Source organism: Bacteroidia bacterium (assembly GCA_033391075.1).
GTDB lineage: Bacteria > Bacteroidota > Bacteroidia > J057 > J057 > JAWPMV01.
The window spans coordinates 7,417,549-7,434,595 of sequence record JAWPMV010000001.1 but is presented as its reverse complement, the minus strand read 5'-3'; the positions used below and the strand labels follow the sequence as shown (position 1 = coordinate 7,434,595).

The following is a 17,047-nucleotide window of genomic DNA, read 5'->3' as shown; positions in this document are numbered from 1 at the left end:
AAGTTCAAACCCAAATCATGCTAATACCTGAACTTGATATTTGAACTTGACACTTGAACTTGAACTTGAACTTGAACTTAATTTAAAATCATGCAGGTGCATGTTTTCGATAAAACTTTCAAAGCCTCACCATCAACCATTCTCAAACAAAAAGGGGAAGCCTATCGGCTCCCCCTCAGGTTTATATAAAAACCTTGACTATCTCAATACGGTAACCGTTCCGGTATACTGGAATCGTTTTCCGTCATAACTCACTCCTGTAGCTACGAATGTGTAAGCTCCTTCATCGACTGGTTGCCCTTTATAGGTTCCATCCCAGGCATCGTCGATGCTATTGGTTTCGAAGAGGAGAGTTCCCCATCTACTGAAAATCTTCAGGTTGAAGTTTTGTACCTGTATGCCGAGAATTTTGAACTCATCATTGACTCCATCTCCATTCGGAGTGAAAGCATTACCGATGTAAATATCATCTCCCAGACTTATACAATCTTCATTGGACACACTGATGGCATCATTACCCCCTCGCTCTATCGCTCGGATTCGGTAGCAATACTCAGGTTGATCCAATCGTGTCTTGGTATCCAGATAGCTGGTCTGCGTTCCCTGAACGGCATCTACCAGTTCCCAGGCACCTGTTGTATCATTCTTAACCTGAATCTCATATCGATCCGGACCAAATCTCCAATCCTCATAAGCACTCCAGTTAAGGGAAACACCTGTCAAATCTTTCTCAACGCTGAGAAGTATCGTTTTGCCGAGGTTACTGATCGGAGTTGAGTTTCCACAACTATCCTGAGCATATACCCGATAGATATAAGATTGTTCGTCTACATACACATCCTGATCGACAAATTCTGTACTGCTTGGAGGAAGGGTAGCAGTAATCGTCTGCACACCTGTCTCATCTTCCTTCTCCACATAAATCAGGGCCACATCTTCTACGGTAAAGGGCTTCCAACTCACTTTCACATTCAGATCATTTTCTACCGTAGCAGTTACGACCTCATTAGCTTGTCCGATAATTCCGAGGAAATTGACTGCCTGGCTGGTATCACTAAATGAAACCTGGTGGCTGGCTCCTCCAATTGCTTTGATGCGATAGGAGAAATCACTGAAACAGTCTTCCAAAGCCTCTGAGAATTGGGTAACAACACCCGGCACTACTCCCAGGAAGGTCATATTGTTCGGATCATAAGAATCAACCTTGTAAATCTCATATTGAGATACTGGCCATCCCTGATAAGGAGTCCAACTCAGAATGATCTGGCTCGGTGTAGGATTAGCAGTCAATTCTACTGTACAATGAGCCTGTGTCAAATTGAGCGAAGACTCTGATCCACAATAATTGGTAACAGCCACTTTGTAACAATAGTTGTTCAGATTGGCAGCTACTGTATTATCGATAAACATGGTATCATTCAGAGAGAAACTCGTATGTACCGGTGCAAACCCTGTACTATCATCTCGGTAGATGGTATAAGACAGGAAGTCATCATCATTATGTGGGGCCCATTGAATGAGAATTTGATTATTGCCAATGGTACTCACCCGGTGGACGCTTATCGGATCAGGAATGATATCACCAATCACATCGATCAGCTCAGGCTTGGTGATGCTTACTGAACAACCCAGCGAATCTGTAGCTGTCAGGGTAACATCATAAATGCCTGCCGTTTGGTATACATAATCTATGGTATCTGCTCTGCTGCTCCCTTCATTACCATCTCCAAAGTTCCATCTCCAATTTGCAATGCCTGTCAATCCGGAACCAGTTGCCTGGAATTTCACTGGCAGCGGTGGACAACCCGGATCGTAAGTGGCGATGAAGTCAGCCGTAGGATGATCCAACTCAATGTATCGAATCTTTTCGCGCTCGTCCGAACAACCAAATTGATCCGTGATGCTCAGTTTGACATTGTAAACACCGTCTTTGATATAGGTGTGTACCGGACTTTGTTCCGTAGAAGTATTTCCATCTCCAAATTCCCACAACCATTGTGAAGGCGTGTGTACACTCAGATCTGTAAATCCAATCGTCTCCTCAGCACAGCCTAGTGTATCGGATGCTACAAAATTAGACACTGGAATAGGTTTCACCTGAATTAGTTGTATCGTTGAGTCCACACAACCATTAGCATCCACTACTCGCAATTTCAATTCGTAATCTCCAACATTCGGGAAGTACTGAGAGATCTGCTGTGTTTGTCCTACAAGGGTAGAATCCAGGAACCACTCCCAACTCACAATACCAAATGGACTGCTACTTTGATCCTCAAAATCTATCTGAATCGGCACACAGCCAATCGTGTCTGTTGCTACGAAAGCTGCTACCGGAGGCTCGTATATATCGATCTCCCGGACATGCGTAACGCTATCGCTACATCCCAGTACATTGGTGACGACCAGTTTCACATCAAACTGACCGAAGCTTCTGTAAGTATGCGAAGGATTTTGTAATACCGATTGTATGCCATTTCCAAAGTCCCATCTCCATCTAACCAAAGTCGTATCACCTATACTGGTATCGGTAAAGTTCACCAGCGTATTTTCACATCCTGCCAATTGATCCGCCACAAATTCTGCTTGAGGATGGCTGAGTCTGATATAATCCTGACGAATCAGGGTATCTGAACAACCATTAAGGTCTGTTACAATCAGGCTAACGGTATAATTGCCATCCTGTGTATAGGTATGTACCGGATTCCTTTGGATGGAAGTATTCCCATCGCCAAAGTTCCATTCCCAACTTACCAATTGATAAGCACCACCGGATTGATCTTCAAATCTCACCTGCTGTGGAGCACAACCTACCGTATCCGGAGATCCGAACTCTGCAATTGGAGCAGATGCTGCTACCACTTCTTTGCTCACGGAATCTCTACAACCATTGGCATCGATTACCGTCAACTCTATGGTGTAGTTTCCGGGGACCAAATAACTGTAACTCGGCTCCTGCGCATTAGAAACGTCTCCATTTCCAAAGTCCCAATTCCAATCCACAATCGGAGCGGATACGGTTTGGCTCAGATCTCTCAACTGCATCGCAAAAGGCGTACAGCTCAAGGTATCTGGCAAGAGGAAGTCAGCTTCCGGGGGAACAACTATCGTTATGATATTATTTTTCTGATGAATATCGGTACAACCGATCGCATTGGTGATCGTCAGACTTACAGAGTAGATTCCGGGCACCTGATAGGTATGGAGCGGGTTTCTCTGGAGAGAAGTCGCACCATCTCCGAAATCCCATCTCCACTGGACAATGGTTGTATCAGGTATAGAAGCATCTGTAAACTGAACCTCTGTACCGGGGCAACCGATATTTGGTGTATAATTAAATTCCGCAACTGGATTGGTCAACTTGATATAGCGCTCCTTTTCCAGCGTATCAGTACATCCATTGAAGTCCTGAACAATCAGAGAAACATCATAGATTCCATCTGCATTGTAGGTATGGACCGGATTGGTCGAATTAGAAGTCGTACCATCTCCAAAGTCCCATTGCCAGGAAGTGATCAGACTACTGCTTGTCGTTTGGTCAAAGAAGGCCACATCCAATGGAGAACAGCCGAGCGTGTCCGGGCTAAAGAAAGCCACTTCTGGCAGGCTCCATGCTTCCACTTGACGAGAGAAACTTGCCGAACATCCATTTCCATCAGTTGCTGTCAATACTGGAGTATATACTCCTGGTGTCTGATAGCTGTGTACGGGATTCGCAATATTATCAACATTTCCATCTCCGAAGTCCCATTGCCAACTTACGATTGGGCTTGAGTTGGGAGTAGACTGATTGGTGAATGTCACCTCAAAAGGTGTACAAGCTGCGGGCAGGTTCACGGCATAACTGACCGTCGGTGCATCCAAGACCTGTATGAAACTATTCTTTGTTTCAGTATGGCTACATCCAAATACATCCGTTACCGTCAGACTAATATTATAATTTCCCTGTGTCGTATAGGTATGAATGGGGTTTTGCTGATTGGAAGTATTTCCATCTCCAAAGTCCCAGGCCCAGCCAATGATTGTCGTATCTACTGTCGAAAGGTCACCGAAGTTCACAATCGTACCTGGACATACCTGCACCGAATTGGTATTGAAGTCTGCTACAGGATGAGAAAGATTGATCCAATCTGGTTTGGTGATTGAACCTACACAACCGAACTCATCCGTAAGGGTCAGACTCACGCTATATACTCCGTCTGCATTATAGGTATGGACGGGGAAAGGTACCACAGAGGTATTTCCATCTCCAAAGTCCCAGTTCCAGGCAGTGATAACTGCACTGTGTACGGTTTGATCAGAGAAACTGATCTGCTTAGGTGAACAACCCAGGCTATCGCTGGCCGTGATATTCGGAATTGGCAGCGGCCTTGCATTGATTTGATTGCTCACAGAATCCAAACAACCATTAGCATCAACGGCGATCAATTGCACATCATACACACCGGCCGTATTGAAGGTGTGCGCTGGATTTGGGAGGGTAGAACTGAATCCATCTCCAAAATCCCACTGATAGCCAATGATGGGTGCTGTTGCAGGAGTGGATGTATTGATAAACTGCAGCGCAAAGGGAGTACACTGCGCCGTATCTGCTGGCGTAAAGGATACATTAGGCTGCTGCAGAATCTCAATGATATCCACTTTGGTTTCCGTATCCCCACATCCCAGTATATTGCCTACTGTCAAACTCACGGTATACATACCCGCATTTGCGTATACATGTGCAGGATTTCTAAGTGTGGACGTATTGCCATCACCAAAGTCCCACAACCAGGAATTCAAAGTCGTATCCGGAAGAGAAGTATCGGTAAACTGAACTTCTGTTCCCGGACATCCTCTTGCTGGCGTATAAGTAAATTCTGCCTGTGGATGTCTTAGGCGAATGTAATCCACTCTTATCAATGAATCCTGACAACCGTTGATATCGGTTACAACCAATTTCACCGTATACAATCCATCGCTTGCATAAGTATGAGAAGGAGAAGTTGCTGTCGAAGTATTGCCGTCTCCAAAGTCCCATAAGAAGCTCACCAAAGCATTTACGCCTGTGGATTGATTCGTAAAGTTTATCGTTTCCGGAGCACAGCCCACCGTCTGATCTGCAATGAATGCAACTGTTGGCAGGGGATCTACAATAACTTGTCTTACAGTATCATCCGTACATCCATTTCCATCACTAACTGTCAGAGTCACATGGTAGGTACCGGGATTGTTATATACATGCGTGATATTAGGCGTACTTCCGGTACTACCATCTCCAAAGTCCCAACTCCAACTAGATATAGGTCCACTATTTGAAATGGAGCTATCCGCAAAGTTCACGGTTACGGGCACACAACCTTGTACTACAGGTATACCAAAATCAGCCATAGGTGGCGTAAGGACTGTAACTGTACTCGTCTCCGTATCTGTACAACCTTTGCTATTGGTAATGGTCAGCGTAACGGTATAAACCCCCGGAGTCGTGAAGACATGGGAAGGATTTCGATTGGTCGAAACATTTCCATCTCCAAAATCCCAATTCCATCCTACCAATGGGAAGTCTGGAATCGACACATCTCTGAATTCAACCGGGCTGCCCGGACAGATGGTTTCCTGGCTTTGGCCAAAGAGCGCAACCGGACGTGTCAGGTTGATATGATTCGGCTTACTCAGGGTATCTCTACAACCATTTATATCCTCAATCATCAGAGAAACAGAATAGATACCGGTTGAAAAATAGCTATGCGTTGGGCTCTGCTGAGTGGAAGTATTTCCATCTCCAAAATCCCATATCCAATTGGCAATGCCGTAGTCTGTCAGGCTTTGATCGGTAAAGGTGATGAAAGCTGCACAACCCACTGAATCACTGGACTGGAAGTTAGCAACTGGTAAGGTAGCTGCTTCCATATTTTTCGTTGTTGTTGCCGTACATCCTTTACTATCTGTAATGGTCAGATTCACGGTATAGATACCAGGAGTTGAATAGGTGATAAATGGGTTCTGTGCACTTGAAGTGCTGCCATCTCCCAAATCCCATTGCCAACTCACGATCGGATCTGGATTTCCCTGTGAGTTGTCGGTGAATGTCGCCAGGAAGGGCGTACATCCAATGGTATCTGCAACGATAAAGTCTGCAGTAGGTGGAGTGAGTACTCGTATAAGGGCTGTTTTCGTCTCCGTATCTCCACAACCCAATATATTCTCAATGGTCAATTCAACGGTATAGGTTCCCGGAGTCGAATAACTATAAGAAGGATTTTGCACAGAAGAAGTGCTTCCATCTCCGAAGTTCCAGCTCCATGTCGCTAATGTTGTATCTGGCACTGAGGTATCCGTGAACTGGATGGTTTCGCCTGGACAAACTTCAAACAGATCAGCCGTAAATTCAGCTTGAGGGTGACTTAGCCTAATATACTGAGGCTTATCAAGCGTGTCCGTACAGCCATTGATATCCGTTACAATCAGGCTCACATCATATATTCCATCTGCTGCATAGGTATTTACCGGAACGGGCGCAGTGGAAGTATTGCCATCACCGAAGTCCCATTGCCAGGCAGACAAAGCTGCTGCTCCTGTAGAACTACTGATGAATGTAATATCGATAGGAGCACAACTGAGGCTATCGCTAGCCGTAAAATTGGCTACCGGATTTTCATATACAAGTACATCCCTTGCATAAGTCGCCGTACAGCCTTCATTATCCGTTGCAGTCAGACTTACAGTATAGCTGCCATGATTGACAAATTCATGAGAAGGCGAATTCAGCGAAGAACTATTTCCATCTCCAAATTGCCAATCCCAGGAAACAACGGGATTAATTACAGTGGTAGTTGTATTGGTAAAATCTATGCTCAATGGCTCACAACCCGTACTATCGGAAAGAGTAAATGAGCTAAGCGGAGCATCATGTACGCGAATCGCACTACTTCTAATCAAAGTATCTCTACATCCTAATACATTCTCCACGATCAGGCTGACGGTAAAGGTCCCTCCTGCACTATAGGAATGGGTAGGATTTTGCAAATTGGAAGTAGTTCCATCTCCAAAATCCCAGCTCCAGGTGGATAGGGTTGTATCCGGTACGGAAGTGTCAGTAAAGCTTACTCCCACCGGTATTCCTGGACAAACCAGACTTTGATCAAAGTTGAAGTCAGCTACTGGATGGCTGAGTCGAATGAAATGGGTTCTCTCTAAGGTATCGGTACAACCATTTACATCTCCCACGATGAGCGTTACTGTATAATCGCCATCAACAGGATATACGTGAACCGGATTTTCAATATTCACCGCACTGTCACCGTCGCCAAAATACCATTTGAAAAAAGTCAGGGTATAAGGTGCAGTAGAAGTATTGGTGAATGAAACACTCTGAGGTGCACAGCCGACTTCCTGAGAGGAAGTAAAATTAGCTTCAGGCATATTGAAGGCGTGCACCTGCACACTATCTGTAGTTTCACAGCCGTTTAGGTCTCGAGTTGTCAAACTGACCGTATAAACGCCTGAAGTATTCCAGGTATAAACCGGATTTTGGCTCAAAGAGAAATCCCCGTTTCCAAAGTTCCAATTCCAGGAAGAAATGGCTGTATCTCCCTGTACCGAAAGATCTCCAAACTGGATAGTTAAGGGGGTACAATTGGCGGAGTCAGTCATGGAAAAATCCGTCGCTGGAGGATTCAGGACCTCAATCAGGTTCGATTGGACTGTATCATCTGTACATCCCAATACATTGATGACTCGCAGAGAAACGCTATAATTTCCGGGAGTGCTATAAGAATGTGAAGGGTTGATTTCAGTGGAAGTAGTCCCATCTCCAAAATCCCAGACATAGGCCACTATGGTCGTATCAGGAATAGAGACATCTGTAAAGCTTACACCTACGGGTACATTAGGACAAACTTCTGTTGCATCCCAGGTAAAATTGGATACCGGATGCGAAAGTCTGATATAATTATTTTTGGTAAGCGAGTCTCTACATCCATTTTGATCCTCTACGATCAATTTCACCGTATATACTCCATCATTATTGTATTGATGAAAGGGACCAGGTGAAGTAGAAGTTGTCCCATCTCCGAAGTCCCAGAAATATGAAGTTTTCACATAAGGACTGACGGTCAGGTCTGAGAAGGTGATTCCCTGAGGAGCACAACCTAAAGGTTGATCAGCCATGAAGTCCACAATGGGCGTTTGTAAAGCTTCTACGGTATTGGAAATCGTCGATTGACAACCATTTCCATCGGTTACTGTGAGGCTTACCGTATAGGTTCCGGCTGTAGCATAAGAATAATTTGGATTTGGCACCAAAGAGGTTCCTCCATCTCCAAAATCCCAGGCCCAGGAAACGATACTTGCTGTTCCATTGGTAGAAACATCTGAGAAAGATACATTCATCGGAATACAATCCTGACTCGGAGTAACATTGAATGCTGCTACCGGAGGATCATAGACTTGTATATAGGTATTTCTGGTAAGGGTATCCCGACAATTTATTCCATCAGATACTACCAGACTTACCGTATAGGTCCCTCCTACAGTATAGGTATGCGTTGGGTTTTGGGCGAATGAAAGTGGACTACCGTCCCCAAAGTCCCAAATCCAACTGCTCATAGGGAAATTTCCGGTCGAAAGATCACTAAACGTAACTGCCGTCCCCGGACAGGTCTGCAATTGATCTACAGAAAAGTCGGCAGTTGGATGGTCAAGTTCAATATAGTTTATCTTGGTGACTGAATCCCGACAACCATTTGCATCTGTTGCCCTTAGACTGACACTATAAGTTCCATCATTGAAATAGGTATTGGTAGGATTCTGACCTGTTCCACTTTTCCCATCTCCAAAATCCCACTCCCAAAGTACTGGAGCATTTACTCCTGTAGATACTCCGGTAAAGCTGATAGCTGTAACAGCACAACCAACCGTATCACCTGCAATAAAATCTATCTCCGGATTCGGGTGAATGTAAACCACTTTACTTGCTGTGTCTTTACATCCGTTTGCATCCGTAACTTCCAGGCTAATAGAATAAGTTCCTGCAGTGCTGTATAAGAAACTGGCCGTTGGCGAATTTAATCCACTACCTGTACCGAAATCCCAGAAATATCCGTTAATGGCGACTCCATTGGCATTGGAGGTACTGGTGCTGGCAACCACTATATTTTGAGGTACACAAGCAGAAGTATCAGAAATGGTAAAAGACGCATTCGGTGGCTCATAGGTAATGACATGCTGTGGCTTCACAATAGTATCTGCGCAGCCAAAAATATTGGTTACAATGAGGCTTACATCGAAGGTATCCGGACTGGAATAATAGGTATGTGTCGGATTCTGAGCATTGGAAACCGGAGATCCATCTCCGAAATCCCAGCGCCAGCTAATCGTTGTATCCGGAACGGAAGTATCAACAAAGTTCACCACCTGCGGAGGACAAGTTACGCCCGCATTTGAGACAAAATTGGCTTGCGGATGCTCCAGTTTTATGTAATCTGTTTTGATCGTAGTAAAGGTACAGCCATTGATATCCGTAGCTGTAAGACTTACCGTATAGGTTCCATCCGTCGTATACGTATGATTAGGGTTTTGAACGGTGGAGGTATTTCCATCGCCGAAATCCCAAAGCCAGGAAACCAATGTTGAAGGATGAATGGTCTCATCTGTAAAGGCCACAGTAATCGGAGCACATCCATACCTAAAAGCAGAGAACTCTACAGGAGGCAGAGGATTAACCGTAATCGGCTGAGTAAGGGTACTCGAACATCCTCTATTATCCGTAACTCTTAAGGTAGCTGTATAATTGCCAGCAGTCGTATATTGATGAGGAGCAATAACCTGCCCGCTTCCCAAAGTTCCATCTCCAAAACTCCAGGCCCAATCTACCAAAGGATAGTCTCCGGTAGAACTTTCGGTGAAGCTTACGAAATAAGGCTCACATCCCACATTGGGAGAAGCCGTGAAGATCGCATCCGGAGGATTTGTCACAGTAATAGTAAGGGGTACACTACTTGTATCGATACAACCATCAACGGTAGTTAATCGAAGGTAGACATCATAGGTTCCCGTATCTGCATAAGCATGGGTAGGATTGATAGAGGTAGAAGTATTTCCATCCCCAAAATCCCACAAGAAATCTGTAATGGATCTTTTTGAAGTAGAAGTATTGGTAAAGATCACAGATTGACCCAAACAAACCTCTGTAATATTGCTGATAAAACTGGGCTCTGGTAAGGGTCGAATCACGACACTATTGGGATTGGTAACCAAAACGCTACATCCCTGATCATCCTCGACAAACATGAGGGGGTTGATGGTCGTATCCGTTTGATACTCATGGCTGATCGTGGTTCCACTTCCTCCGGTTCCATCTCCAAAATCCCAGGTATAGGTCCATCCGGGCGTAGGACTTGTAGCCGTAAAGTTTACCGTATGGGGCCTACAACCTTCATTAGGGGTAAAGGTAAATGCACCCGTAGGACCATTCAAATCAATGAGATCATCCATCAAGAGGGTATCTGTACATCCTTGTGCATTGGTCACCATCAGGCTTACATCATAGTCGCCGGGTATGGTGTAAATCTTGGAGGGATTTGCTAAAACAGAAGTGCTTCCATCTCCAAAATCCCATAACCAGGAAACTACATCCGGACTGGACTGATCAGTAAAATTCACTGTCATGGGTGGACAGGTCGCCACTGTATTATCCGCGACAAAGCTTGCCGTCGGTCTGCCTATATTCAGAAAGTTAACTTTGCTCTCTGTATCCGTACATCCATTTACATCTGTGACGGTGAGGGTTACGGTATAAAAACCATTCGTTGTATATAAGTGACTGGGGTTGGGCGTGGAGGCCAGAGGGCTTCCATCTCCAAAATCCCATTGATAGCTAACTATGCTCCCCTGAGACTGATTGGTAAAGTCTACCCGTGAGCCCGGACAGGCAACTGTATCTGTAGTTGTAAATTCTGCTTCTGGTAAAGTTGGTGCGACAAATCCTGATCGGCTAAGTTCAGTAACACAACCTTCTGAATCCTCTACCCTGAGCGTTACATCAAAACTCCCTCCGCTATTATATACATAGGTAACCGGACTGCCTGTAGCAGTTCCTCCATCTCCAAACAACCAGGTAACATTGTTGATGCTCGCTCCGGGATAAGGCGTGGAAAGATCGGTAAACTCTACCGTCAATGGCGCACATCCACTGCTTACATCAACCGAGAAATCTACATTGGTAGCAACTGCCTCTATGTAGTTATTTCGGATCAGGGTATCAGAACATGCGCCATCCGATGCAATCAACATCACCGTATAATTTCCAGGACTCGTATAGGTATGAGTAGGACTTGCTGCAGTTGAGGTATTTCCATCTCCAAAATCCCATACATAAGCAGATGCATCTATACTGCCATTGATAAAATTGACGGTCATATCTACACAACCCTTTGTCAAATCACCGGTAAAGGCAGCCTGCGGGCGGGTAACAGGAAGATCCTGCTGTATCTGATCGGTACAACCTGAGACATTATCTACAATTGTCAGGGTAATGGTATAGGTTCCGACTGTATTATAGGTATGGCTTGGATTGGCCTGAGTTGAAGTATTCCCATCTCCAAAGTCCCAGAGATAAGTGCTCGCATTGATGGAGTTGTCGAAAAAACTTACTGTCGTTGGTGGATCACAGGCTGCAGTTGGCGACATCAGGAAGGCCGCAACCGGTCCCTGAATTTGAATGTAATCCTGTCTTTCTATAGTATCTCTACATCCGTTTAATTCAACAATCAAACGAACATCAAAAAGGCCGGTATCCTGGTACTGATGTGTTGGATTTGGTTGATTAGAACCTGCTCCATCTCCAAAATCCCAATACCAGTCACTCACGTTTCCGGTAGTGAGATCCGTAAAATTGATTTGCTCATTTACACAAGCCGTACGAGGACTTGCACTAAAATCTGCATTGGGTCTCTCCCCTACTTCTATAGGAGCAAAAATCTCCTGATCCTGGCAACCACTGGCTGTAGTTACTGTCAGAGAAACCGTATAAAGTCCAACTGCGGTATAGACATGAGAAGGACTGGCCAATGAAGAGATCGTTCCATCACCAAAATTCCAGGCATAGGATACAATAGGATCGGAAGGAGAGGTACTCGTATTTATGAAGTTTACCGTCAAAGGCATACAGCCTTCCGTCGGTCCCACAATGAATTCTGCATCGGGAGCTCCCAATTGGACATAGTTTGGAATAGTAGCTGTTGACTGACAGCCATTCGTATTCGTTACCGTCAAACTGATGTCATAGAATCCAGGTGTTGAATAGGTCGTAATTGGATTCTGAGAAGGAGAAATGACTCCATTCCCCAAATCCCAGGACCAGGCAATCACATCCGTACTGGAATTATCTGTAAAATTGACCGTAAGAGGAATTTCACATCCTATATTATTGGTAGCGGAAAAAGCGGCCGAAGGAGCCGGATTCACTGTGATCAAATTCGTCTGTACCACTACATCATTACAACCTGCTGAATTGTTGGCCAATAAGCTCACCGAATATGTACCCGGAACGCCATAGGTATGATTAGGGTTGACATCTGTTGAGCTATTTCCATCCCCAAAGGTCCAGGTATAAGAATCAGCTCCTGTTGAACCATTGATAAAACTGACAACGGAACCTGCACAAACACTGGTACTGAGTGCTGTAAAATTCGCGATCGGTTGATCGATAATGACAAAATTGGGTTTTGTAACCAATTCCTGGCAGCCTCCCGGATCAGTAACAGTCAGAGAAACCGTAAAACTTCCATTCGTAGAATAGAAGTGTGAAGGATTCATTTGATTTGAAGTTGCACCATCCCCAAAATCCCATAGATAAGTATAGGTTGGATCAGCAGGGGTAACACTTGCCGTAAAATCAACCAGGAGTGGAGGTGCACAGCCCGTTTGTACAGGCGCACTGAAATCTACTGTCGCCAGTTCGGTAACCGTTATATAATCATTCCTGACCAGAGAATCCTGACAACCATTTACATCCTGAACAATCAGGGTGACTGTATAATCACCAGAAGACGCATAGGTATGCGTCGGATTTTGTGTATTTCCTAAATTACCATCACCAAAATCCCAGAGCCAGGAGGTCAAAGTTCCATCTCCCGGAGTAGTGCCATCTGTAAAGGTGACATCCAGCGGAGCACAACCGCTCGTTACATCAGCAGTAAAACCCGCCGTGGGATCACCAAAAACTGTAATGGTTTCCGTGTGGGTGTCTATATCCCCGGTCAATGTATCTCTGACCGTTAGGCTAATGGTATAAGTCCCGGGAGTGGTGTAAGTAGTAATAACCCCCGAATTGACCCGAGAGGTATTTCCATTCCCAAAGGCCCATAACCAGCTATTTACCGTGCCGGTGGATAGATCTGTACCTGTGACTGATAAAGGACTACATCCAGAAGTAGCTGACAGGGAGAAATTAGCATTAACTTGAGCATAGCTGTGTTGAATGCCTGCCATAGAAAAGAATACCCCCAACAGGAGTATCGTCTTCACTGAAGCAAATGCATTTCTCAATACTATTTTCATATCCGATTTATTAGGTAAAATTTGGTCTATCCTATTCGGTTTTACTTATTTCAATTGGTGGAATTTATCCTTTCAAAAGTACCAATTAGCCGTGATTCTTGGCAGCCCTATGTAAGTAATCGGCCTCCCTTGTTTGCGGAGGCTTTGGACCTTATGTAATGATGGATAGAGGAAGAGAAAGCGACAGGAAGTAACGTATTGGAGAAAATCATCATCCCTCTTATCCAGACAAACCTTCTAACTCACAGGCAATCAGACACTTGAAGGATTTATGATTTTAGGCTTTGTGAAATTGGTCCAAAAAAGAAGAGAAATATTTAGGCAAAGGAATGCAAAGTTCTGAATTCAGTTGTCTGGAGAGTATGTAGGAATGCTGGTTGCTTTAGCAGCATTATTCTGACATGAGCAGGTTATGCTCTATTAACACAGAAAAGCTTGGAAAAAAGTTACTGTGACCTGAAATTAGACGATTCGTCATAAGAATGAAAAAGCCCACATTTAATACTTTACAATGAGAAACAGCCTTATTACTATTATCAGTCTTGCCTTCTTCTTTAGCAGTTCTTTGTTATTCGGCCAGGAAGGTATGTACAACTTCGACAAAAGAATTGCTCCCAATGCAAATGGGATCAGCATAGAAATACAGGAAGAGGCTCAATATCTTGAAGCAGCCCTGAGAAGCAAATTCGAGAAGATTGGCCAGAAGAAACCCAAGAGCATGAAGAAAGGCTTGTATATGTATGAAGCCGTAGTCCTGTCCGAAGTCTCAGATGCGACCTTAAATTATTATTATCGCGTTGAGTCTTCAGGAAATAACTCTTCAAGTGTATCTCTATTCCTTTCCCCTGGAAACAATAACTTCTGGAGTTCAGAAAAATTTCCGGATGAGATGCGAAGAGCCGAGCAATTTTTATATGCCCTTGAAGTTGAAGTAGCAACTATCAAAGTGCAGGAAAAAATCCTTGCTCAGAAAGAATTGATTGAGAAAGAAGAAAAGGAGGAAAAGGATCTCCAGAAGGAGGAAGAAGATATGGTCAAAGAAATTGAAAAATTGGAAAAGCAGATAGAGGAGACCAAAAAAGCAATCCTGAAAAACCAGGACGATCAGGAGAGTCAGGCGAAACTTCTGGAAGGAGAAAGAAAAAAATTAGCCGAATTGATTAAAGAATTAGAATTGATTATCAAAAGATAATACAAAACTTTGTATATTGTGTGCTAATTTATTGTCAACCTTGAATCACGAAGAGTATTTAACTAGCGTGTATTGACTTTTAGCGGTGGCCGCCCGGTCACCGCTTTCTTTTTACAACTTTACCATTTAGGGAATTTACTCTTGCGGGGAGGATCAGGAACGACCAACAATTTGGACATCAGGTATTCATCCATAAAACCTCCATTTATCTTATAGGATTCACGTTTGGTCCCTTCGATTTGGAAACCCATTTTTCTATACAACGCAATCCCGGCCTTATTTTCAGTTTGAACCAGGAGCTCCAATCTTCGGACATCCTGTTTCCAGGCCCATTCTTCCAAAGCTTCAAAAAGCTTGGTTCCCCATCCCTGAGCTCGGTAAGCCTCCAAAACACCTATTCCGATAAGAACCGTATGCCGGACACGTCGGTACTTTTCGCCAAAAGCTCCACACCATGCAACCAGTTTGTCCCGATCTTCAACAACAAAAATGATCTGATTATCGGAAGCTTCAATTTCCCGAATTTCATCCATTTGCTCAAATATCCCCGTCTTACGTTCACCTTCCTCCAACAACACATAAGGAGATTCACGTTCGAGTTGAGAAAGCAACTCTATATAAGCTTCTGCATCGGTAATGTGAATCTCTCTCAGGTTCATACAATAAAATCAAATAAATTAGTCTTAGGGAAAGGATCGTTATCATGAATAAGATACAAAACTTCGCTCAGATAATCCGTCTTATAGCCGTCTCTTGTTGCTTTTTTTTCGGGAGCTGCACAGAAAGAGAATTGAGTGAAAAAGATAAAGCTCCCATTGAGTATGTAGATCCCTTCATGGAGAAACAATCTTTAGCCTGGGAAAATTCAATTCGTGAATTAAAAGAAAGCGTTCCTGCTCCCGAAATCCCTCTGCTTGGCCTTCCTTTTGGCCAAACCCATTGGACTTTCCAAAATTCCCCTGACTACAAAGATTGCCTCGGAGATTTTAGCTACCCAATGGATAGCATCCTTTCGATCAGGCCTACTCATTGGAACCTCAAACGTTGCTTTGCAGACTATGGTACATTTAAGCTAAGATTAGGAAACCAAAGCAAAGACAAATCTTTCCCTTTTCGAGCCCAGGCACTTAATAAAGATTTTGGAGGGCCTGTGTCATTTCAGGGAAATCTACCGGAGTTAAATAGCACATTGGAATTTGCCATTAGTAGCAGATCCGCATTATTTCAACTCAATTCCCTCAAAAAGGACACCCTGGTCCTGGGCATTAGCCCACATACAAGCAGTAGCTATACAAAAATCAATTTTTACCCTGCCTCTGGAGAAATTTGGGTTCAGGATTCAATGCCTGCATTATTCCCCGGCTTAAACATGTATTACCTGATCCAGACAAATAATATATATACAGGCTATGGGATCTGGCAAGCCCGACTCAAAGAGCCCAAAGAGACACAATTGATCAGCACAAATCCCGATGCAGGATTTTATATTGAATTTCCGCTAGACAGCTCAGAAAGTCTCCAATTCAAAATTGCAGGATCCTATTGGGACCTACAGGATGCACGATTACATCTCAAAAAAGAAATTCCGGATTGGGATATAGCGGGCGTAAAAGAAAGAGGTAGAGCAAGTTGGGAGGAGCTATTAGGCAGGATATCCATTGAGCAAAAGGACCAGATTTCTCCTCAAGAAATCCAAAACTTTTACCAAAGCCTCTTCTGGGCAAGTTTAGTTCCCCGAACTTTTAGTGGAACAGATGGGCTTTATCCTTCTTTTTCAGGTGAAAGAATTCCCGAAAGAAAGGAAAGCGGCAATTTTTATGGAGACCTGAGTATGTGGGAGAATGGGAATTCCCCTCAGGAAAAATTCCTCCATCTGCTATTCCCTGAGAATAAAGAAGATATCCATTTTTCAAAGGAACATGATGCGATTCGGCCTTCCTCTGATTTGGATAGCTCTGGTTTTGGTGGGGGAAATATGAATCTGGCAGAAAAAGCAAGTCTCGAGGTCTTGCGTTATTTAGGATTAAAAGCCCTGGATACTGATGTAGAATATCTTGGTCTGCAAAAGCCTGTATTTACTTCCTGGGTTTTGAATAAAGCTAAGCCAAATGAATTTCAGTTCAGCTGTGATTGCCCCGCAGAGGGGTCCGCAGGAGTCAGTTCAGTTACTTTCAATGGAAAGAAGTTGGAAAACCTGAAAATAAAGATTTCCGATATCCTCCAGGGAGGGAAATTGGAAGTTATCTGCGAATAAAACGTTTATTTATAATTTGAATCAAGGGGATTGCCGCACCCTAAATCAGGGCTCACAATAAAAAA

At 44.0% G+C, this 17,047-nt stretch carries 4 protein-coding genes; 2 read left to right on the top strand and 2 right to left on the bottom strand.

Going from position 1 to position 17,047, the window contains the following annotated elements:
• Nucleotides 1-198: 198 nt before the first annotated feature.
• A complete protein-coding gene (locus tag R8P61_29560) occupies nt 199-13,536 on the bottom strand; it encodes a PKD domain-containing protein (protein ID MDW3651262.1) in 13,338 nt (4,445 codons plus the stop codon).
• A gap of 511 nt (nt 13,537-14,047) precedes the next feature.
• On the opposite strand from R8P61_29560, the gene R8P61_29555 reads away from it, so the two are divergent.
• Entirely contained in the window at nt 14,048-14,728 is a 681-nt protein-coding gene (locus tag R8P61_29555; protein ID MDW3651261.1) for a hypothetical protein, read from the top strand.
• Between the two features lie 119 nt (nt 14,729-14,847).
• On the opposite strand, the gene R8P61_29550 is transcribed toward R8P61_29555, so the two are convergent.
• The gene (locus R8P61_29550; protein MDW3651260.1) at nt 14,848-15,387 is read right to left on the bottom strand and encodes a GNAT family N-acetyltransferase; all 540 of its coding nucleotides are present in this window, start codon (nt 15,385-15,387) and stop codon (nt 14,848-14,850) included.
• A 44-nt stretch (nt 15,388-15,431) separates the two neighbouring features.
• On the opposite strand from R8P61_29550, the gene R8P61_29545 reads away from it, so the two are divergent.
• Entirely contained in the window at nt 15,432-16,982 is a 1,551-nt protein-coding gene (locus R8P61_29545) for a glycoside hydrolase family 92 protein (GenBank protein MDW3651259.1), read from the top strand.
• The last annotated feature ends 65 nt before the right edge of the window (nt 16,983-17,047 follow it).